Source organism: Marinomonas balearica (genome assembly GCF_004362145.1).
Taxonomy (GTDB): Bacteria; Pseudomonadota; Gammaproteobacteria; order Pseudomonadales; family Marinomonadaceae; genus Marinomonas; species Marinomonas balearica.
This window is the reverse complement of sequence record NZ_SNXC01000010.1, coordinates 36633-57379: the sequence shown is the minus strand read 5'-3', so window position 1 is coordinate 57379 and position 20747 is coordinate 36633. Positions and strand designations below refer to the sequence as shown.

Below are 20747 nucleotides of genomic sequence, written 5' to 3'. Positions count from 1 at the left end.
TAAATTACATACAATTCGGTGCTTACCTAAATTTTTAATGAATGGACAGTCGCGATTTCATAGGGACTTAACACTTCAGCGTTAATTTAATATAAACGACTATCAGAATTCGCAACTTGTAATTAAGGGATCATTTAATGGCGTCAGATACTCAGAGCAAGCTTGATTCTCTATATCATCACATAAAAAATGTCATTTTATCTCGTCAACACCCTGTAACAGGGCTGTTTCCTGCTAGTACCAGTGTCAATAAACACGGAGACTACACCGACGCTTGGGTTCGAGATAATGTTTACAGCATTCAAGCAGTTTGGGCTTTGTACTTGGCCTATAAAAGAGCCTCTAACCCTGATAAACGAGCGCACGAACTCGAATACACATGCATTAAAATGATGCGTGGATTGCTGTTTGCGATGATGCGCCAGTCTCCAAAAGTGGAGGCGTTTAAACACAGCTTAGACCCAATCGATTCGTTACACGCAAAATACGATACTAAAACTGGGTTAGAAGTCGTTGCCGACGACGCTTGGGGACACCTTCAGATCGACGCCACCAGCTTTTATTTGCTGACGCTTGCGCAAATGACCAAGGCAGGCAGTAAGTTAATATACAACCAAGAAGAATTAAACTTTATTCAAAACCTTGTCTATTACATTTCCCGAACATACCGTACGCCAGATTACGGCATCTGGGAGCGAGGCAACAAAGTTAATAACGGCAAAGCGGAAATCAACGCAAGCTCAGTCGGAATGGCAAAAGCTGCAATGGAAGCCCTTGATGGACTGAATCTATTCGGAGAAGACGGCCCAGAATGGGCCGTTATCCATTCTTTTGCAGATGCGGTTGCTCGTGCAGGGTCGGTTCTACAATCATTGTTACCAAAAGAGTCTCGGTCGAAAGAAGTCGATGGCGCTCTACTCAGCATTATTAGCTTCCCAGCGTTTGCGGTAAATGACGAAAAACTTACCAAAAAGACGCGTAAAGAAATATTAGATAAATTGGGTGGAAAATACGGGTGCAAACGCTTTCTACTCGATGGACACCAAACGGTATTAGAAGACCACAGTCGAATTTATTATGAATACGATGAGCTCATTAACTTTGAGCACATAGAGTCTGAATGGCCACTGTTTTACACCTACCTCTATTTAGACAGATTGTTTGCCAGAGACTGGGAAAGTGCCAATTTTTATCGTTATAAACTAGAAGAGCTGATGGTTGAAAGAGACGGAGAGCGACTGCTTCCGGAGCTTTATTATGTACCTGAAGACAAAATTCTTGCAGAAAAAGACAACCCGGGATCTCAAGAACGAGTACCAAACGATAACCTGCCATTAGTGTGGGCGCAAAGCCTCTATTTGGTTGGCAAGATGATTGATGAAGAACTTATAACAACCGATGATCTTGATCCACTTGGCTTACATAAAGTTCAACATAATCGAAAGTCCGTCTCAACCTCAATGGTTGTACTTGCGAAAAGCGAAAAAGTAAAAGAACAACTGATTGAAGCAGGCTGCTTGTGCCAAACTATTGATGAAATTGCCCCCCTTCGAGTAATCAGTTCCGAGCAATTGATCGAGCTTTATCATTACCTTGGCGCTTCCGATAGTTTGGAGCTTACCGGCCGCCCTTCTCGTGCATTGAACAGCTTAGCGACGTCGCAGCCGTTTACAATCAACGATCAAAATTACTTGTGCCTTTCTTGGATTCAAAACGAAGATAAAGACTATACAAAAACCGATCCAACTCTGTTTAAAGAGCACATTAGAAATGAGCTAAAAATCATCGACTCTCATTGGTATTACCCTGCCAATGCGGTATTTACCGTACTGGTTGATGAAGCGATGGTTGAAATGCCAAACAGCTCCGAATTATTAGACTTTATTCGTCAATTGCAAAATCACGAATCTGAAGAGTTTCATATCACTCCTCAGTCGGCAAAAAATGCGTTTAAATCCGGTTCTAGACGCTCAATGACAATCAAACCAACAAATGATCGCCAATTGGGAGCGAGATTTGTTGTTGATGAAAAACCTTGGCCCATTGACAGGTCTATTACAGAGCTTGATTGCAGCGATCTAAGTGGGCTGGATACCGATACACTTTTGTCAAAATTGATGGACAACCCTCCGTTACCATTAGCCATCGAAACGCTTATAGAGTTAGGCCATCGTCGTGCTTTGATGAATACTATTCCTAATTCGACTCCCGCCATTACCGCTTACAAAGTAATGGATTCTGTGTATGTTGAGGCGTTATTACACGAAGATTGGTGTTCTGTCAGACGTCTATTCTCTTTGATGATCAAACCGTCGACCGATTTAGCGACGTATATTGCCGATATAACAGTACGTCAGCGGGTTTTAGTGTTAGGAGATTCTCAGGAAAATGAAACCCATATCTCCTCACCTCTTCATCAAAAAGAAATTTTAGAGATCATTCGTCAAGCGTCATCCTCAAGTCTGACGATGGTTTTACATCACGAAATTATATCTATTGCAGGCGCACTCATCAAAATTCACCCAGAGTATTTTGATGGTGTCCGTACGATCAGAATTCACAGTTTGGCGCTACTGTGTGCTCGTCAACTCGACCCTAACGACACTCGCCCTTCTATCGACATATTGGCTGGAGCAACACCGTATTCACTATATCAAGCTCTTAAAGCGGTACTGATCCAAAAACATGAAGACTTTACTCACGTTGCAACAAACCTTAGATACAATCAAAGCGCAAACAGCACAGACGCTCAAATGAAGGACGTAGACTGGTTCGATTGGCGAACGGAACAAGGGCTAATAACGAAATTACCGGAAGACATGCTGTCACAACTGTGGGATTCTCTTAGTAATGCGCAATATATTGTCTTTGGTGATACCCAAAGTAATACAACATTAGACTGTAAACGCACACTAAGCTCTATGACACCAGGAGAAGACACGTTTGCGCTACTTGTCGAATCTTTGACATCTGATATTCACCCAAGTTGGTATAAGAGCCTTATATTTGAAGCTCTGTATGCTTTTATTCAATTCAGCGAACAACACAAAGGTAATATCCTGTTAAATGAGGTAAATTTACCTGTACTTGTTTCACTCGCAGCACACGACCGAGCGAAACAAGTAAAACAAGAGCACCCAGAGAAAAACACAGAAGAAATCGCACTGGACGAATTTGCTCAACTCACCCCAAATAAGGTAGGACAATACCTTCGTTGGGCAGTAAGCAAACAGCATAGCCTACAGCACCAAGCGTAAAGCAACTAAACTCTGTTAGTCACTTTCGTTATATACGATAAATCTAATAATAATTCTCAGGTTGGAGAAGTAAATGGATCTGTTTGAAGACATTGTAAATGCCCGCTGTTCCGACCCTTTCGGATTCCTTGGCCTACACTGGATTGATGAAAAGGATTTAACTCTAAAAGTTTGGCGCCCCGACGCAGTCGCGATCGACGTGCTAGCAATCGATGAAGATACCGTACTAGGGGAAATGTCACCTCACGGATACAATGGGCTCTTTACATGCCAATGGAGCGATAAAAAAGAGCATTTTCATTACCGTCTAAAAATTACGTATTCAGACGGTAATACAGCGACCATAGTCGATCCATATCAGTTTAACGAAGCAACCTTCTCCGACCCTAAACACCATAAAGCCACGCTATATCAAAAAGAAGGAGCTCTATTCCAAAGTGCGCCTGTGAGCGATTCATTGGCCATCGATGGAACGCGTTTTGCGGTTTATGCACCTGCGGCTCGTTCCGTTTATGTTGTAGGTGATTTTAATGGTTGGGATGGCCGTATTCATCCGATGTCCAGTAATGGCGACGGAGTCTGGCGCCTCTTTCTTCCAGACGTCAGAGATGGCGCTAAATACAAATTTGAAATCAGAGCAAAGTCTGGCGAAGTGTTACCCCACCGAACCGACCCATTCGCCAAACGCATTGAACAATTCCCTTCGTTTGCAAGTGTCGTTCAAGAATCGCAGTATGAATGGAATGACAACAATTGGATGTCTCGACCGATTACCGATATATACGAAGAAGCGGTAAGCATTTATGAAGTGCACTTAGGCTCATGGAGACGAAAAGACCACAACGAACCACTGACGTATCTTGAGCTAAAAGAACACCTCGTACAGTATGTTACCGAAATGGGATACACACACGTCGAATTGCTTCCCGTCTCGGAATATCCATTTGATGGTTCATGGGGGTACCAACCTGTTGGCCTATTTTCCGTCACTTCTCGATATGGAACACCTGACGAATTTAAGGCACTTATTGACGCATTTCATCAGGCAGGTATCGGTGTCATTATGGATTGGGTTCCAGCACACTTCCCATCCGACAGTCATGGTCTTGCTAATTTTGATGGCACACACCAGTACGAATACGAAGACCCTAAAAAAGGCTGGCACCCAGAATGGAACTCCTTGATCTACGACTTTGGTAAAGAACACGTTGTTGATTTTCTTATTAGTAACGCTAATTTTTGGCTAGAGGAATATCACATCGATGGCTTGCGCGTAGATGCGGTTGCCTCAATGCTATATCTAGATTATTCCCGCGAAGACGGAGAATGGATTCCAAACGTTGATGGAGGAAATCATAATTATGAAGCCATCGCGTTTTTGAAAAAACTCAATGAAACTGTTTACTTGAACCACCCTCGTTGCTTCACCGTTGCAGAAGAGTCTACAGCTTATCCAGGCGTCTCTAAGCCGACATACATGGATGGTTTAGGCTTTGGGTTCAAATGGAATATGGGCTGGATGAACGATACGTTAGAGTATATGAAGAAAGACCCTATTTATCGGCAGTATCATCAAGGAGAGCTCACGTTCTCTATGGTTTACGCCTTTAACGAGCAATTCATGTTGCCTATTTCACACGATGAAGTCGTACACGGCAAAGGCTCTATGATTGAAAAAATGCCTGGAGATGGCTGGCAGAAATTCGCCAATCTTCGAGCTTTTAATGGCTATATGTTCACCCATCCAGGTAAGAAACTGAACTTCATGGGATGTGAATTCGGTCAAGGTCAAGAGTGGAGCCATACAAAATCACTTGATTGGCATTTGCTCGATATTGATTACCACAAAGGCTTACAGACGCTTGTCAAAGACCTTAACCACTTTTATTCCGCCGAACAAGCATTGCAAATTGACCACGATCACCAAGGGTTCGAGTGGTTGTCTTATGATGATGGCCAGAATTCAATTCTCGCGTACGTCAGACAATCGAAACAAAGAGACGAATTGGTGATGGTTGTCGTCAATTTCACTCCTACGCCTCATAGCGGATATCGAATCGGAGCTCCCAAAGAAGGTCAGTACGAACTCGTTTTAAATACAGACGACACAATGTACTGTGGCAGTGGGTTCCCGCTTCCAAAAGTACTTAAAGCTGAGCACATTGAAAGTCATGGGCGAAATAACAGTGTAATAATGGAGATTCCTCCTTTATCCACTGTGATCTATAAATGGAAAGCATAAATTAGGTTTTGAAAGAAGAACGCCAACCTCGTGGTATTAAAACTGCGAGGTTGCATTCAATACGTTAAATGGAGAAAGTTATGTCGTTAGCCCCCTTAGTCCGAACAGGTAACGCGTTTCCACTGGGGGCGACTGTTACGGCTGACGGCGTTAATTTCGCGGTTGCGTCTGAAGATGCGACTCAAATATACCTATGCCTTTTCAACGATAACGACGAAGAAGAGCACGTCATTCCCTTCGCATCCCATCATCGCGGTATTTGGCACATGGAAGTACTCAACGTGCATGAAGGACAGCGATACGGTTTTCGCGCAGAAGGTATTTTTTCTCCTGATAAACAATTGATGTTCAATCGCCATAAACTGTTGATTGATCCTTATGCTAAATCTTTAACCGGTACGTTGGAGTGGCACCCTGACTTATCGTCCATGTATCCTGATGGGCATTTTAATCCCATTGATACCGCTCACCATATTCCCAAATCGATTGTCAGAACAGTATCACGCCCAAATGACGCTCTAATAAGAGCATCCGTAAAAGGCGCTGAACGCTGCTTGTATGAACTGCATATTAAAGGGTTTAGTAAAAACCTAGATATCGCGCCAAAATTAAAAGGGACTTACTTAGGGGTAATCTCTGATCAAGGAATATCTCATCTAAAAGAACTGGGAATAACAACCATCCAGCTGATGCCTTGTTTCGCTTTTGCGACTGAAAAACATCTACATCAACTAGGTTTGCAAAATTACTGGGGCTACAACCCCATTAACTTTTTTACGCCCGATCACAGATACGCAGTAAACGATCCCGTTTTAGAATGCCAAACAATGATTCTAGGCTTAAAGAAAGCAGGTTTTGAGGTTCTGATTGACGTGGTTTATAACCACACTGCGGAAAGTGAATTGGATCAATCAACCTTCAGTTTTCGCGGCCTTGATAATGCCCGATATTATCGCCACAGCGACGGCAAGTACCTTAACTATACAGGTTGTGGAAACTGTATTAACACATACCATCCAGCCACGGTACGATTAATCTGTGACAGCATGCGCTACTGGGTTGAAATCATGGGAGTAGATGGCTTCCGGTTCGATCTGGGCGTGGATTTAGGTCGTGAGCACCACGAATTCTCTGCAACATCACCACTCCTACAAGCCATACTGCAAGATCCTATTTTAAGCGATACCTGCTTGGTTATGGAGCCATGGGACATTGGCCCGAATGGTTACCAAGTCGGCAACTTTCCTCGTGGTTTTTTAGAGTGCAATGATAAATATCGAGATACTGTACGTCGCTTCTGGAGAGGCGATGAAGACATCATAGGCGAATTCGCAACACGCTTTATGGGCTCTCGCGATGTCTTTCATAAAGGGTATAAATGCGCCCTGCATTCGGTTAACTACATCAGTTACCATGACGGATATACATTACATGACTTAGTTTCTTACCATAGGCGTCATAATCACGCGAATATGGAAAATAACCGAGATGGGCATGGAGATAACATTAGTCAGAATTTTGGAGCCGAAGGTCCGACAAAAGATAAGCGGATACAATCCCAAAGACTGAATCAGCAACTCTGCTTTTTAGCAACACTGCTATTAAGTCAAGGGACTCCTCATTTACTCGGTGGCGACGAACTCTCACATTCGCAAAACGGGAACAACAACGCCTATTGTCAAGACAACCAAACAACCTGGTTAAGCTGGCATACTAGCCAAGAACGAGCACTACTTCAAAGCACAATAAAAAAACTGTTGGACATACGCAAAGCTCATCCAGTATTAGCAGAAGTTTTCTTAGAAGACGACCCTTTATATCAATACAAAGATTCTGACAAAGTCGAATGGATTTCTGAAACAGGTATGCCAATGTCCAACGAAAACTGGGCAGAAAGCGAGCGAGACTTTATCTCTGTTCTCTTCACGACAGCAAATCTTTCGACACAATTATGGTTAATTTTCTACCGTGAAGATCAGGCGCTGAACGTTCCATTTGCGAAAAGCAGCCCAACCTGCGAACTGCTCTTCAACACTCCCGGGGTTTCCATACAAAACGATCGTTTACACTTTAGTCAACGCGGCGTGGCTTTGGTTAAACTGCCTTAAAAGAACCCCCTACAACCATTTGCTTTTCTCACTTCGACACTTTCAGGTCTAAACTGAGAGTGTTAATCTAAATTAATGTCAATTTACGAAGACTTGCCTGTTCTCAAAAGGAGCAAGCTGTTCTTCCAGATTTTAACGAATTTGCCTAACGTAACTTACCCAGTTAGAAAGAGGAATTGATAATGAAAAGCCATACCTCGCATATAGAACCGTTCTATTTAGAGCTTGGTCAACTGACACCACAGTGTGTCGACCATCTCGCCCCATCCTTTGATCGCTTACCTAAAAATCCATACGCGGATGGAACCTATCGACTAAGACGTTACTCACAATTTTGTTTCCTTCAAGGTTGCTTAGAACATTTGCCTTCTCAGCCCTTTGTGCAAGATGAAAGCATTAATCACTTTCAAGGAAATGTCGTAAGGCGCTACAAAGAAATCGAAAGCGTTGTAATCGATGATCCAAAATTTATCGAAATGTTCGAACATTTCAAACACATGTCGGGTGTCGAGTACGGCACGCATGTAGAAGTACATCAATTACGTATTTTTGCAGATCATCAAAAAGTAGAAGTCGCCCCTGAAGGCATTCATCAGGATGGTTTTGATCGTATCGGCATCTATGTGATTCAACGTCACAACATCGAAGGTGGGAGTATTAATGTTCATTTAGACGAAAGCAGCCCGGCCTTTATTAGTCACGCATTCGACCACGGTGAATTTGTCATTCTTAACGACAAGAAGTTTTTTCACAGTGCCAAAGCCATTTGCCCAAGAGACGGTGATTTAGGGTATATGGATGTATTTGTACTAACCGCTAATTTAACGGCCCACTCAATGCCATATTAAACAATGGGTTTATTCGCGAGCAATCAGGAATAAGGCCGCAGACGAGCATTTTGCGGTCTATGCCTTCCCCCTTTGATTTCCATTAACGCAGGTGCACCTCACTCCTTTTACCGACAAATAAGTTAGATATCAGATCTGACGACAACATTATTACACATTTTTATGACACTGGAATTTCTACTCTATACCGCTGTTTTATAAAACCTTTTTGTCTTTATTACTCTTTGAAACATTAACTTAGCACTTTAGATCGCTAGGACAGCAGTAAACGACGTGCTATAAAGAAACAAGAGCAGCATTACTAAGGTGTTTGATTGTGGTAGATGTAGATATTCCGACGTTTAAAGCGGTAGATTCCCCAGAAACAGGCAATAAGAAAAGTAAGACTGATACAAGCATCCTAAATAAGCGAGTTCTGATTATTGAGGACCTCGGTGAAATGAGGCTAATGCTTAAATCTCTTATGTCGAGTTTGGGATATCAAAAGATCGATATTGAACCCTCAGGGCAATCTGCGATAAAGCGTGTTCTCGAAATAAAATACGATATTGTACTATCAGACTTCAATTTAGGAGGCTCGGTAGACGGCCAGCAAATTCTCGAAACAACACGAAAAACCTACTCTCTAGACCACTCTACAATATTTATCATGATCACAGCGGACACCGCTTATGAAGCTGTCGTGAGTGTATTAGAATATCAACCCGACAGCTATCTGGTTAAACCTTTCCCACCTCAGTCGTTTATTCGACGCCTCGGAAAGGTACGTCAGCAGAAAAAGATATTTGAGCCACTTAACAAAGCCAGAATAGATCAGGACTTTGAAAAAGTTATTGAATTAGCGAGAGCCATTAAAGAAAAGTTCCCTCAATATACTCATCTCTGCCTTAAATCGATTGGCGAAGCCCTTTTTGCTCAAGAGCGCTATAAAGAAGCAAAAACGCACTATTTGATGGTCATAAAAGAACACAAAAACCTCGCCTGGGCACATTACGGAATTGCGGAATGCGAACTTAAGTTAGGCGCTGTGGTCGCTGCAATCAAAAATTTAGAGCAAACTATCACATTAAGTCGCCACTTTCTTTCCGCGTACGACACATTAGCCGACGCACATGAAAAGATGGAGAATTATGAACAAGCCCAATCAATTTTAAAGTCGGTATTAGAAGTGTCTCCGCGTTCTATTGAGCGAAGTAAACGACTTGCTGAACTAAGCGTTAAGAATAGAGACTGGCCAATGGCGGAACATGCCTTTTCGCGTGCTATTCGCCTATCACGAGACAGCAACGAAGAAACCTATGATTTATACTACGGCCATCTTCAATCCATCACTCAAATGATTGAACAAGGTTCAGACGTTAAAAAGCTGAATGATAAATTCAAACGTTCCCTTACGAGATTACGCATAATTGGAAAACAAAACCCTACTGCGGTCTCCAATTCATTCCGAATTGAAGTTCAACAATACGTCACGCGTAATCATATGGCTGAAGCGATAAAATCATGGAAAATTTGGCGTAAATTAATTGAAGATGGGCTAGCTACACCGCTCTCTGAAGCTCAAGAATACACATTAAAAAAACGTTTGAACCTTTAGTTAATCACAAAAGGTCTTCTCTGCGGTGACTGCAAGGGCTGCCGCTTTCATGCTAGACTCGTTGCATTAAAAATGCTCCCTATACAGGGTCACTCTGTTCTTCTACCTTAATTAACGGAACTCTATGCACTCCGAACATCCATTTTCTAAGCTTATTCCCGACGTTATTGTCGACGCTGTTGAATCCTCAACAGGCAAATACACTAACTTCCAAATATATCCGCTAAATAGCTACGAAAACAGAGTTTATCAGGTGGGTATAGAAGAAGAAGCCCCGATCATCGTGAAATTCTATCGCCCTGATCGTTGGAACGACGCACAAATTCTAGAAGAACACGACGCTCTATCTTGGCTCAAAAACAAGCAAGTCCCTGTCGCTGCACCTATCGCATTAAACGATCAAACTCTGTTTAAGCACTCAGGCTTTCGGTTTTCCCTCACTGAAAAAGTAATAGGCCGCACGCCAGAAGCTGAAGATCTCGATGATTTGTTCCAAATTGGAGAACTTATTGGTGAAACTCACAGCGCTCTCGCGCACCTGCCTTTAACCGCACGAAAATCGCCGTCGCTGATTGAAAGCATTGAATTCCAAATGAAATGGTTACTTGATCCAAGCTCATTACGTGGTGCACTTCCCAATACAATACACAGCGAGTTTATAAAGTTGTTCGATGTACTTAGTACATTGGCAAAAGGCGCAGTAAATCGTTCGGGTGCATTGCAGCAGCAGACTATCCATGGAGACTGCCATGCATCGAATCTACTAAAAACCGATGAAGGCATGGTTTTACTCGATTTCGATGATATCCAGACTGGTTTTCCATGCCAAGACATTTGGCTGCACCTTACGTCAAAAGAACACCATCGCCAACAACTCAGCGAATTAATAGAAGGGTACGAGAGCCATCACCCTTTTGATTCAAACAGCCTAGCTCTTATTGATGTGTTTAAACTTGAAAGAACAGTAAGGTATGCTGCATGGCTAGGTCAAAGATGGAGTGACCCAGCTTTTCCAAAAGCGTTTCCTTGGTATAAAACCGAAGAATACTGGAGTGGCCTGATTAAAGAACTACACGAGATTAAATCTCAGTGGAATATGGCACATTGATAGCAATCAATAAGCGCTATGGAAATCGGGAAGGCAAACGACCCGATTCTACAAATCAGACTGTTCCTGATCTATATATCGACTTACCTCAACCAAATTATTATCCAAATCATTAAAATAAATCGAGGTAATCATACCGTTAGCGCCAGATTTTTCGACTGGCCCTTCAAGAAGGTTTACTTGATTGCTTTCCAAGTGCGCAATAACGTCTTCAAGCTTCCAATTTGTAATCAAGCATAAATCGCCGCTACCTTCTAACGAGTGATTGCGCAACTCTTGCCCTATTGTTTGGAAATTAATTTTTTGATTACCGAACTTGACGGCTCGACGACCATTACCAAACGTGACTTCTTCCATCCCTAGCACTTTTACATAGAATTGAACCGATTGCTCAATGTCTGCAACCGTTAAAACTATATGGTCAATACGACTGATCATGCCCGAATTCTCCTCCGATTTTGCTCCATCATGCTACGAAGAGAAAGGGGTAAAAACAAGCCCTTTTTTGTGTTCAACGCGTAAGTTTACTTAGCTAATAGTGAGCCTAATGATACTTGGCCTGTAGCCAATTTCTCTTTTTCTGACTTACTGCATTTCTTCAAACGGTACTCTAACTTAGACGCATCACTTTTTGATCCGACATTTTCATGCCAAACGAGTATTAGAGGACCTTTTCCACGTAAATAACGAGCAGACTTCGGTCCTCCAGAACAATGCTCACCAAAACGACGTTCAACATCTGTCGTTATGCCTGTATAAAGGGTATTCAAGCGCGTTCGTACTAAATACAATGACCAATTATTCAAATTAAATTTCCAAAATCAACATAAGAGTAGCCACGGTTAACCCACCCATTATCCAATTAAATTGACGGCGGCGTGTTGGAGTATTAAGCCAAATACGAATTTTTGCTCCTGCTCCGGCCCAGATAGAAATTGCCGGAAATCCAAGGAGAGCAAAAGCGAGCATTATCAATGCACCAGATTGAATATACAAATCGCCCGGCACAGAGAAGGTACTCACACTGCCCAGCGACATCATCCACGCTTTAGGATTAATAAACTGAAACAATGCGCTCTCCCACCAGCGTATGGGCCCATGCCTATCGTCACTTCTGACATTTATTTCATCAGTAGGAGCCGTCGCAATTTTGTAGGCTAACCATATCAAATAAGCGCCTCCCGCCACATTCAATACAGAATATAAGGCGGGATACAAAGTAAATAGAGCTCCTAATCCTATTAAAACAGAAAACAATAGCATCGCCATGCCGATGACAATGCCAAGCATATGAGGAAGCGTTTTCATATAGCCGTACTGAGCTCCAGAAGCCAACAACATTATATTGTTAGGCCCTGGAGTTACCGACGTAATAAATGCAAATGCAGCAACAGCGACAATCAGTGATATTTCCATTAGAAACGCCTCGTTTTATATGGTTGCTGAATAGAGTCTGAAACACCGACAAATACTTCCTTAAGCAAAAAGATGACATTCGCTTTCGCTAGTTCTTGTTTCTGTGCAGCACAGTCAATAGCAATGTCACGACACTGTAATGCGCTTAAGGCATTGAGCTGTTTACGTGTTTGGTACTTTTGAAAACAGGTAACGACATGGTTGAGCAATCCAATAATAAGCATAAGGTTCCCCTGAAAGTTTTTAGTTTTAAAGCCTATTCAGAATAACGCCGAGTTCATCCTTTCGTTAGATTCAGTCAAACATACAACTCAACATACAGAACACCACACAGCACATCTGTATGGTTCTTTTTACCGCATTCTGTATGCTAAAAATCCGTATCTAGTCGGTGTATAGTTAATTGTATGGCTATAAACAAGACAAGGAATGAGATATGACGCTTTACTCACAATTAGCGGACAGACTAAGAGAACACATAAAACTCGGTTTTTTTAACAACGGAGACAAATTACCGTCCGTCCGCCAGCTTGCAAACGAGCACGGCGTAAGTATCTCGACCGTTCAGGAAGCCTATCGAATTCTCGAAATGGAGCAATTAGTTGAAGCTCGGCCTAAATCTGGCTACTTTGTTCCCCAAAAAAACCATGTCATCCGCATGCCAAAACTATCTCGCCCACCTCAACGCCCACTTGACGTATCCTTGTGGGAAGATGTTTTAAACATGCTTCTAAGTCGTGAAAAAGATGCATTTTGTCAGCTACAACATGCCATGCCAGCGATGCATTCCAATACGTTAAAACCCTTAATCAAGTCATTATATGAATTAAACAAACACCGTCCTTATGAAGGCATGACCTATGGTGACGTTCGTGGGGATTACAGCTTAAGGGAACAACTTACACGACTCACTGCGGCGTCTGGCTGTGTACTGCACCCTGACGAATTGGTCATTACATCAGGGTGTCAGGAAGCGCTGTCCGTTTGCTTAAAGGCTGTTACCAAAGGCGGAGATATCATTGCAGTTGAATCTCCTGGATTCTACGGTGCTATGCAGGCGATAAAAGCTGCCGACTTGAAAGCGCTTGAAATCCCTACCGATCCCAGTAATGGAATGAGCATAGAAGCATTGAAGCTGGCATTGGATCAATGGCCAATTAAAGCCATTCTGGTCACACCCACGGTCAACAACCCTATGGGATATGTGATGCCAGAAGAAAAGAAAAAAGCGCTGTATCAGCTCGCACAAGCCTACGATATACCGATTATAGAGGATGATATATATGGCGATATGGTCTATGAATTTCCTCGTCCAAAATCAATCAAATCTTATGATGAAGACGATCGAGTGCTGCTTTGTTCCTCTTTCTCCAAATCGTTGGCCCCTGGTTTCCGAGTCGGATGGATAGCACCAGGACGTTACCGAGATAAAGTCACACATATAAAGTACGTCAACAGCTCAATGTGCCCGACACTGCCTCAGATCGCTATCGCTAACTTCATAAGACAAGGCGGTTACGATAAACATATTCGGGTCATGAGAAAACAATATAAAGACGCAAGAGATGAAACACTAAAAGAAATTAATACGTATTTTCCAAAAGGCACACTCATAAGCTTCCCTGCTGGCGGGTTTGTGTTGTGGGTAGAACTGCCTGAGCAATACGATGCCGTCAAATTATCAGAACAAGCGCAAACTAAAGGCGTTTCTATCGCTCCGGGTCAACTGTTTTCAGCAACAGGGAAATATCGTAACTGTCTACGCCTAAATTTTTGCGATAGAACCTCTGAAATCCGTTTGGAAGCGATAAAAATATTGGGCAACCTATTGGCACACATGCAAATTCAAGAAGAAAAAAAGCCAAGAAAGAGAATCCAATAAAGTGTTTTCATATAGGTAGATTAAGATACGGCTCAGAGCTACTTTTACTCAATATGTAATATTATGTAAAAATGTGGCGTTAATGTAACTGTTTAACTTTTGTTCTTTTCTGAACCATTCTATACTAATTCCAAAGTAACATGACCTTCGCACAAGCGAGGAGGAATTTGATATGAGTATCGGCGGAATTTCCGGCTCTAGCTACGTAAACTCTAGCGCAAGTCAATCCTTAGCGAGCACATCCCAAAGCTTAGCCAGTGGACAACGCATTAATAGTGCGTCTGACGATGCCGCTGGTTTGGCTATTGCTAATCGCCTCACAAGTCAAATAGACGGTAAAGGACAAGCGGTTGCAAACAGTGTTTCAGGCATTTCTGCGACTCAAATCGCTCAAAGCGGCCTCGAATCCGTTACCAACGACCTGAATTCTCTGCGAGAGTTGGCGGTGCAGGCAGGAAATGGCATTTACTCTGATTCAGATCGTCAGGCATTACAAAGTGAAGCAGATAACCTGATTGCCAACATACAAGACACCATTGATCAAACCTCATTTGCAGGTCAAGATTTGCTATCAGAAGATGGTTCACTTGATTTTCAAGTAGGTGCCGATTCAGGGTCTTCTCTTAGCGTTACTACCAGTGATCTTGCCAATACGCTATCGGGAACAGGGTTGCTTTCTTTAGATATTACGGATCAAAGCTCTTTAGACACGGCTATAACTGCCATTGACGACAGCATCAGCAGTGTATCAGAACTGCAAGCCGATTATGGAGCCACAGAGAACGCATTTACGAGTCGTGTGGATTCACTTCTAGAAGCTCAAGAAAACGAATCAGCGGCACGCTCTAGAATTCAAGATGCGGATTTTGCGGCAGTCATTAGTGAACAAATATCTGCAAGCATTAGGGAGCAGTCTTCTGTATCCGTTCAGGCGCAAGCTAATGCGGACGCAAACCGGAGCTTAAGTTTGCTTCTCGGAGCATAGCCAAAAACATCAAGTCTAATGCTTCGTAACGCAATTAGCATGGTAGATTACTTTAAAACAGCGCTTATTTAGGCGCTGTTTTTTTATGCTCTTTTCGCTATATTGGGCTAACCATTCTCTACTCTAGACAGACACCCACCTTCGTACGTTTAATTACAACATTGCATTTGTCACTAGGCCAACGTCGCCTTAATACCCTTTGTATTTCTACTAGAGTTTAACCCAGAGCGCCTTTGCAGCTTAGAGCTAGGATCAGTAGACCTAAGACTAAAGTATCAATTCGAAAACCTGAACTAGGTGCTAATTTAAAACATCAGGTTATTCGAGAATGATAAAAATCTCGAAACTATGAGTTCTCACATAAAAATAATAAAAGGAGTACAAACGTGTCTGATCACACTAAAAATCAAGAAAGCTATTGGCAAGCCAATGTTCGACTGATAACGGGATGTCTCATTATTTGGGCGCTCGTTTCCTACGGTGGAGGTATGATTTTCCGGCCTCTTCTATCTGGAATCTCCGTTGGTGGTACTGATTTGGGATTTTGGTTCGCGCAACAAGGATCGATTCTAACTTTTATTCTAATTACCTTTTTCTACGCTTGGAAAATGAACAGGCTGGATCAAGAATTTGGTCTAGACGAGGAGTAATAGAATGAGTCAATTCACAATAAATCTCATATTTGTAGGCGCGTCGTTCGCATTGTATTTCGGCATCGCTATCTGGGCTCGCGCTGGGTCAACGAAAGAATTCTATGTAGCAGGAGGCGGTGTTCATCCCGTAATGAATGGTATGGCTACCGCAGCAGACTGGATGTCTGCTGCTTCATTCATATCCATGGCGGGGCTTATTGCAGCAGGCGGTTATGCCAACTCAACCTTCCTTATGGGCTGGACAGGTGGATATGTTCTACTTGCTATGTTGTTAGCCCCCTATTTACGAAAATTCGGTAAATTTACGGTGCCCGATTTCATAGGCGACCGTTTTTACAGCCGAGCAGCGAGACTGGTGGCGGTAGCTTGTTTGATTACCGCATCCGTCACATACGTCATCGGGCAGATGACTGGCGCAGGCGTTGCCTTTTCCCGATTCCTAGAAGTGGGTAAAGATACAGGGCTTATCATCGCTGCAATTGTGGTTTTCTTCTACGCGGTTTTAGGTGGCATGAAAGGAATCACCTATACGCAGGTTGCACAGTATTGTGTTTTGATCGTTGCTTATACCATTCCAGCTGTCTTTATCTCTCTTCAGCTCACGGATACATTTCTTCCCGCGTTAGGCTTGTTCTCCAACCACGTTGAATCGGGTATGCCATTACTGCAAAAGCTTGACGAGGTTGTTCGAGAGCTCGGTTTTAAAGACTATACGGCAGACGTAGACAACAAATTGAATATGGTGTTGTTCACCCTATCTTTAATGATAGGTACAGCAGGTCTACCACACGTAATCATTCGCTTCTTCACCGTACCTAAAGTAGCAGATGCACGTTGGTCAGCGGGTTGGGCATTAGTATTTATCGCACTATTGTATTTAACCGCTCCCGCTGTTGCATCAATGGCTCGACTGAACTTAATGACGACTATTTATCCAGAAGGCCCATCAGAACAGGCAATTCGCTACGATGAACGCCCTGACTGGATTCAGACTTGGGAAACCACAGGGCTCATCAAATACGAAGATAAAAACAGTGATGGACGAATACAATTCTATAACGATACGCCCACCTTCAAAACTCAAGCAGAAGAACGTGGTTGGGATGGAAACGAGTTGACGGTCAATAGGGACATTTTGGTGTTGGCAAATCCCGAGATTGCAAATTTACCGAGCTGGGTTGTCGGTTTGATTGCAGCAGGAGGATTAGCAGCAGCACTTTCAACGGCAGCAGGATTGTTGCTCGCCATTTCGTCTGCCGTTAGTCATGACGTAATCAAAGGATCAATAAAACCCGATATATCAGAAAAAGGAGAGCTCTTAGCGGCGCGAATTTCAATGTTTGTCGCAATTGTCGTTGCTACCTTCTTAGGTATGAATCCACCGGGATTCGCGGCGCAAGTTGTTGCTCTTGCCTTTGGTATCGCGGCAGCTTCGATCTTCCCTGCGCTGATGATGGGGATTTTCTCCAAACGTATCAACAGCACAGGTGCCGTTGCTGGTATGTTAGCCGGGATTTTATCGACTCTAGTTTATATCTTTACGTACCTTGGATGGTTCTTTATTCCAGATACCAATACGTTGGCCAACACACCTGAAAACTGGTTGTTTGGCATATCGCCTCTCTCATTCGGCGCAATCGGTGCCGTCATCAACTTCGCAACCGCATTTGCTGTGTCATCTGTGACCGAAGAAGTACCCAGTGATATTCAAGACCTTGTAGAAAGTGTTCGCTACCCTAAAGGAGCCGGAGGAGCGGTTGATCATTAACGTTAGCGACGATAAATCGTAGCGATATAGGTTTTCTCTAATATAGTGTTTGCACTAAGGAACGAGCTTCACGCTACAACTAAAGAAAAAACACAGGCTTCCTAATTACGTTCAATAAAAGGGTGTCATTGGGAAGCCTGATTACTGTCATATCATTAACAATCTCTTAACACCTATCGGTAATAAGAAAAATAAAAAGGATCAGGAAACATATGTTTTGGGAATTTGTTGCTACTGTCTCTGCAGGCCTCGCTGGCGCAGGGGTTGCCCTAGCTCTACGTAAACTTACTTTTAGTAAAGCGCCAAAATGGCTTATACCAAGCTTTGCAGGAATCGCTATGCTTGCTTTTCAAATTCAGAGTGAATATTCCTGGTACGAGCATCAGTCAAGCCGACTTCCTGAGGGCGTTGTTGTATTGAAAAAAGTCGAAGAAAAAGCACCATGGAGACCATGGAGCTATTTATATCCTCAAACCCTCAGATTCATGGCAGCCGATGTCCAAAGGGCGGCCAAAAATAAAATCAACCCTGACCTAATCCTCGTCGACCTTTATTTTTTTGAAAGACGCCAACTCGCGAAAAGAGTACCGCAAGTCATCAACTGTCATTTGAACCAGAGGGCAAATTTCACAAACTTACTCGATATCCCAAAATCTGGTGAGCGCCCACAATCAGACGAGTGGAAAACACTCAACAATAACGACCCTATTAAAGTCGCACTGTGTCACTCTTAGACACGAGCTGCCTGTAAACAGGCTCTAAGGAAAGGCATAGACTCAAACGTTATTTGGTTTTTAGGTAAGTTCCTGATATAACGAGTCAACTTAGAGCTGAGTATAACGAAATGAAAATTACTGAAGCCGAACGCGACTCTTTTTATAAAGTTTTATTTTCTCGACGTGACGTACGAAGAGAGTTTTTGCCTACACCTATTTCTGATGACGTATTGAACAGAATTCTGCTGGCTGCTCACCATGCTCCCAGTGTGGGGTTTATGCAACCTTGGGATTTCATTGTCGTCTCATCTGAAGAAACAAAAAAGTCCATTAAACAAGGTTTTCAAGAAGCCAATCAACAATCTGCTGAAATGTTTGAAAGCGACCGAAAAGAAAAGTATCAAACTCTAAAGCTTGAAGGTATTGAAGAAGCCCCTATTGGCATTTGCTTAACCTGTGATAGATCCAGAACAGGAGATGTCGTGTTAGGGCGAACGATCAAACCAGAAATGGATTTATACAGCGCTGTATGTGCAGCGCAAAACTTATGGCTTGCCGCTCGCTCAGAAAATATCGGTGTTGGTTGGGTAAGCATTTTGCATGACAAGGTGTTACGAAAAAGCCTTAACATTCCTAATAATCTTGAAATTATTGGGTATTTTTGCCTTGGGTATGTTGAAACCTTTCAAGAAACACCGGATTTAGAGCGGCACGGCTGGCAAAGTAGAAGAGAGGTAAACAACTTTATTCATTTTGAAAAATGGCAAAAATAGTTTAGTTTTTTTCATGTATGGCGCGAATTTATATCGTTTGTTTCTTGTGCAGTTCACTCATAAAATAGAACTCATCTTAGAACAGCCCATAGAGACGCCGACATGAAAACGAACACAGCAGCAGACTTAATCAAAAACATCGAAACTAGTTACCTGACTCAAAGTGAAATTGACCTAGCAATTGCACGAGCTCAACGCGCTGAATTTATCGTTAAAATGGTGGGCGCTTCTGTTACTTGGTTGAAATCAAAATTAGCATTTAAATCTAGCGTAAAAGTCGCTAGTCAACAACCTGCCTAGTTCATTTCAATGTAATACAAAAAAAGGAGCCTACGGCTCCTTTTTTCATGGCTTCTAACACCACCTTAATGTTGGTGACCACCTTCACCGTGAGCATGTCCGTGCTCGATCTCTTCTTCTGTCGCATCGCGAACTTCTACAATTTCAACGTCAAAGTTTAGTACTTTACCTGCTAATGGGTGGTTACCATCTAACATAACACCATCTTCTTCAATCGCAATAACCGTTACAGGCTGCTGGCCACCAGGGGTCTGAGCCATAAATTGCATACCCACTTCAATGTCATCAACACCTTCGAAATTTTCACGAGGAACAAGCTGAATAAGCTCCTGATGAATCGGACCGTAGCCTTCTTCCGCTTGCACTTCTACTTTAAGGCTGTCACCGGTAACCTTACCCTGTAATGCATTATCCAATCCTTCGATAATATTTTGCGCACCACTAATAAAAAGCAGTGGATCTTGTCCTACAGATGAATCAATAGTTTCACCCGTTTCATCGGTAAGTGTGTAGTGCATGCTGACAACTTTATTCGGTGCGATTTGCATTCTATTCTCCAGAATTTTTTAAAAGTAGGAATTCATCGTTCATTCAAACATGTAAAAGAAGCTTTTTTAACTCGAACCTTCAATCATTATGCTTGAGAATCTAACGTTCCCATTTGGGCTATGGTAACTAAGCAACATAACGATGACTACCCAAATATGGCTTATCTTTGCGTAAATCTAGACAAATTTAATGTATATGATCTCCCTAGCCAACTTATACCTTGAGTATGATCAAAGTAATCATCGCCCGTCACAAAATGAACAAACAAATCAAGATCACCACGATTTAGCATAAGCCAAGGAATAATCACACCATATACAGACGGCAAAAACGAAAGCTGACAGCTCCATTTCGGATGAGGGCCGACTTGTTTTTCATGAAATTTACCTACCGTGATATCAAAACACTCTTTAGCCTTATCAGCTAACTCTCGTGCGTCTTTCAGACCACTTAAATCGTCGTAATATATGTGAGCATGGTATGCTAGAATCTCTTTATTTTGAAAAGTCATAATTATTATTCTTAATCTATATTGTTCATTTAGT

At 42.5% G+C, this 20747-nt stretch carries 19 protein-coding genes; 13 read left to right on the top strand and 6 right to left on the bottom strand.

The genetic code is table 11. From position 1 onward, the window contains the following. Window positions 1-137 precede the first annotated feature (137 nt). From DFP79_RS05455 to DFP79_RS05430, 6 genes are all read left to right on the top strand, one after another. The gene (locus DFP79_RS05455) at window positions 138-3257 is read left to right on the top strand and encodes a phosphorylase b kinase regulatory subunit alpha/beta (protein ID WP_133502929.1); all 3120 of its coding nucleotides are present in this window, start codon (window positions 138-140) and stop codon (window positions 3255-3257) included. 73 nt (window positions 3258-3330) lie between these two features. Then, on the top strand, window positions 3331-5499 hold the full coding sequence (glgB, locus tag DFP79_RS05450; RefSeq protein ID WP_133502928.1) for a 1,4-alpha-glucan branching protein GlgB: 2169 nt from the start codon (window positions 3331-3333) through the stop codon (window positions 5497-5499). A gap of 80 nt (window positions 5500-5579) precedes the next feature. Beyond that, window positions 5580-7607, top strand: coding sequence for a glycogen debranching protein GlgX (gene glgX, locus DFP79_RS05445; protein ID WP_133502927.1), 2028 nt, complete (start codon window positions 5580-5582; stop codon window positions 7605-7607). A 182-nt stretch (window positions 7608-7789) separates the two neighbouring features. Continuing rightward, complete coding sequence (locus tag DFP79_RS05440; RefSeq protein ID WP_133502926.1) at window positions 7790-8455, top strand: 2OG-Fe dioxygenase family protein; 666 nt, start codon at window positions 7790-7792, stop codon at window positions 8453-8455. Window positions 8456-8771: 316 nt separating this feature from the next. Continuing rightward, the gene (locus DFP79_RS05435) at window positions 8772-10052 is read left to right on the top strand and encodes a response regulator (RefSeq protein ID WP_133502925.1); all 1281 of its coding nucleotides are present in this window, start codon (window positions 8772-8774) and stop codon (window positions 10050-10052) included. Between the two features lie 124 nt (window positions 10053-10176). Further along, window positions 10177-11160: a serine/threonine protein kinase gene (locus tag DFP79_RS05430; RefSeq protein ID WP_133502924.1), complete on the top strand. Its 984-nt coding sequence runs from the start codon at window positions 10177-10179 to the stop codon at window positions 11158-11160. 48 nt (window positions 11161-11208) lie between these two features. Here the strand turns inward: DFP79_RS05430 and DFP79_RS05425 are convergent, their stop codons facing one another. The 4 genes from DFP79_RS05425 to DFP79_RS05410 all read right to left on the bottom strand — a co-directional run bounded on the left by DFP79_RS05425 (window position 11209) and on the right by DFP79_RS05410 (window position 12800). Then, the gene (locus DFP79_RS05425; RefSeq protein ID WP_133502923.1) at window positions 11209-11598 is read right to left on the bottom strand and encodes a VOC family protein; all 390 of its coding nucleotides are present in this window, start codon (window positions 11596-11598) and stop codon (window positions 11209-11211) included. An 86-nt stretch (window positions 11599-11684) separates the two neighbouring features. Further along, on the bottom strand, window positions 11685-11966 hold the full coding sequence (locus DFP79_RS05420; protein WP_133502922.1) for a GIY-YIG nuclease family protein: 282 nt from the start codon (window positions 11964-11966) through the stop codon (window positions 11685-11687). 1 nt (window position 11967) lies between these two features. After that, complete coding sequence (locus DFP79_RS05415) at window positions 11968-12576, bottom strand: LysE family translocator (protein WP_133502921.1); 609 nt, start codon at window positions 12574-12576, stop codon at window positions 11968-11970. Continuing rightward, window positions 12576-12800: a hypothetical protein gene (locus tag DFP79_RS05410; RefSeq protein ID WP_133502920.1), complete on the bottom strand. Its 225-nt coding sequence runs from the start codon at window positions 12798-12800 to the stop codon at window positions 12576-12578. Before DFP79_RS05410 ends, DFP79_RS05415 begins: the two co-directional genes overlap by 1 nt. A gap of 212 nt (window positions 12801-13012) precedes the next feature. Between DFP79_RS05410 and DFP79_RS05405 the strand changes: the two genes are divergently transcribed. From DFP79_RS05405 to DFP79_RS05375, 7 genes are all read left to right on the top strand, one after another. Continuing rightward, complete coding sequence (locus DFP79_RS05405; RefSeq protein WP_133502919.1) at window positions 13013-14458, top strand: aminotransferase-like domain-containing protein; 1446 nt, start codon at window positions 13013-13015, stop codon at window positions 14456-14458. 172 nt (window positions 14459-14630) lie between these two features. Further along, window positions 14631-15443: a flagellin N-terminal helical domain-containing protein gene (locus tag DFP79_RS05400; protein WP_133502918.1), complete on the top strand. Its 813-nt coding sequence runs from the start codon at window positions 14631-14633 to the stop codon at window positions 15441-15443. A gap of 386 nt (window positions 15444-15829) precedes the next feature. Continuing rightward, window positions 15830-16093 (top strand): DUF4212 domain-containing protein, encoded by a 264-nt coding sequence (locus DFP79_RS05395; RefSeq protein WP_133502917.1) that lies wholly within the window; start codon window positions 15830-15832, stop codon window positions 16091-16093. 4 nt (window positions 16094-16097) lie between these two features. Beyond that, the gene (locus tag DFP79_RS05390) at window positions 16098-17864 is read left to right on the top strand and encodes a sodium:solute symporter family protein (RefSeq protein ID WP_133502916.1); all 1767 of its coding nucleotides are present in this window, start codon (window positions 16098-16100) and stop codon (window positions 17862-17864) included. A gap of 212 nt (window positions 17865-18076) precedes the next feature. Beyond that, the gene (locus DFP79_RS05385; protein ID WP_133502915.1) at window positions 18077-18598 is read left to right on the top strand and encodes a hypothetical protein; all 522 of its coding nucleotides are present in this window, start codon (window positions 18077-18079) and stop codon (window positions 18596-18598) included. 110 nt (window positions 18599-18708) lie between these two features. Then, a complete protein-coding gene (gene bluB / locus DFP79_RS05380) occupies window positions 18709-19353 on the top strand; it encodes a 5,6-dimethylbenzimidazole synthase (RefSeq protein ID WP_133502914.1) in 645 nt (214 codons plus the stop codon). Window positions 19354-19455: 102 nt separating this feature from the next. Further along, a complete protein-coding gene (locus DFP79_RS05375; RefSeq protein WP_133502913.1) occupies window positions 19456-19653 on the top strand; it encodes an RSP_7527 family protein in 198 nt (65 codons plus the stop codon). 65 nt (window positions 19654-19718) lie between these two features. Here DFP79_RS05375 and DFP79_RS05370 read toward each other — a convergent pair whose 3' ends face one another. Both DFP79_RS05370 and DFP79_RS05365 read right to left on the bottom strand, forming a co-directional pair. Continuing rightward, the gene (locus DFP79_RS05370) at window positions 19719-20201 is read right to left on the bottom strand and encodes an FKBP-type peptidyl-prolyl cis-trans isomerase (protein WP_133502912.1); all 483 of its coding nucleotides are present in this window, start codon (window positions 20199-20201) and stop codon (window positions 19719-19721) included. Between the two features lie 161 nt (window positions 20202-20362). Then, the gene (locus tag DFP79_RS05365) at window positions 20363-20713 is read right to left on the bottom strand and encodes a DOPA 4,5-dioxygenase family protein (RefSeq protein ID WP_133502911.1); all 351 of its coding nucleotides are present in this window, start codon (window positions 20711-20713) and stop codon (window positions 20363-20365) included. Window positions 20714-20747 lie beyond the last annotated feature (34 nt).

Coding starts and splice junctions, on each gene's coding strand:
- DFP79_RS05455 (WP_133502929.1), top strand. CDS start 138: ATGGCGTCAGATACTCAGAGCAAGCTTGATTCTCTATATCATCACATA.
- glgB (WP_133502928.1), top strand. CDS start 3,331: ATGGATCTGTTTGAAGACATTGTAAATGCCCGCTGTTCCGACCCTTTC.
- glgX (WP_133502927.1), top strand. CDS start 5,580: ATGTCGTTAGCCCCCTTAGTCCGAACAGGTAACGCGTTTCCACTGGGG.
- DFP79_RS05440 (WP_133502926.1), top strand. CDS start 7,790: ATGAAAAGCCATACCTCGCATATAGAACCGTTCTATTTAGAGCTTGGT.
- DFP79_RS05430 (WP_133502924.1), top strand. CDS start 10,177: ATGCACTCCGAACATCCATTTTCTAAGCTTATTCCCGACGTTATTGTC.
- DFP79_RS05425 (WP_133502923.1), bottom strand. CDS start 11,598: ATGATCAGTCGTATTGACCATATAGTTTTAACGGTTGCAGACATTGAG.
- DFP79_RS05415 (WP_133502921.1), bottom strand. CDS start 12,576: ATGGAAATATCACTGATTGTCGCTGTTGCTGCATTTGCATTTATTACG.
- DFP79_RS05410 (WP_133502920.1), bottom strand. CDS start 12,800: ATGCTTATTATTGGATTGCTCAACCATGTCGTTACCTGTTTTCAAAAG.
- DFP79_RS05405 (WP_133502919.1), top strand. CDS start 13,013: ATGACGCTTTACTCACAATTAGCGGACAGACTAAGAGAACACATAAAA.
- DFP79_RS05400 (WP_133502918.1), top strand. CDS start 14,631: ATGAGTATCGGCGGAATTTCCGGCTCTAGCTACGTAAACTCTAGCGCA.
- DFP79_RS05390 (WP_133502916.1), top strand. CDS start 16,098: ATGAGTCAATTCACAATAAATCTCATATTTGTAGGCGCGTCGTTCGCA.
- DFP79_RS05385 (WP_133502915.1), top strand. CDS start 18,077: ATGTTTTGGGAATTTGTTGCTACTGTCTCTGCAGGCCTCGCTGGCGCA.
- bluB (WP_133502914.1), top strand. CDS start 18,709: ATGAAAATTACTGAAGCCGAACGCGACTCTTTTTATAAAGTTTTATTT.
- DFP79_RS05375 (WP_133502913.1), top strand. CDS start 19,456: ATGAAAACGAACACAGCAGCAGACTTAATCAAAAACATCGAAACTAGT.
- DFP79_RS05370 (WP_133502912.1), bottom strand. CDS start 20,201: ATGCAAATCGCACCGAATAAAGTTGTCAGCATGCACTACACACTTACC.
- DFP79_RS05365 (WP_133502911.1), bottom strand. CDS start 20,713: ATGACTTTTCAAAATAAAGAGATTCTAGCATACCATGCTCACATATAT.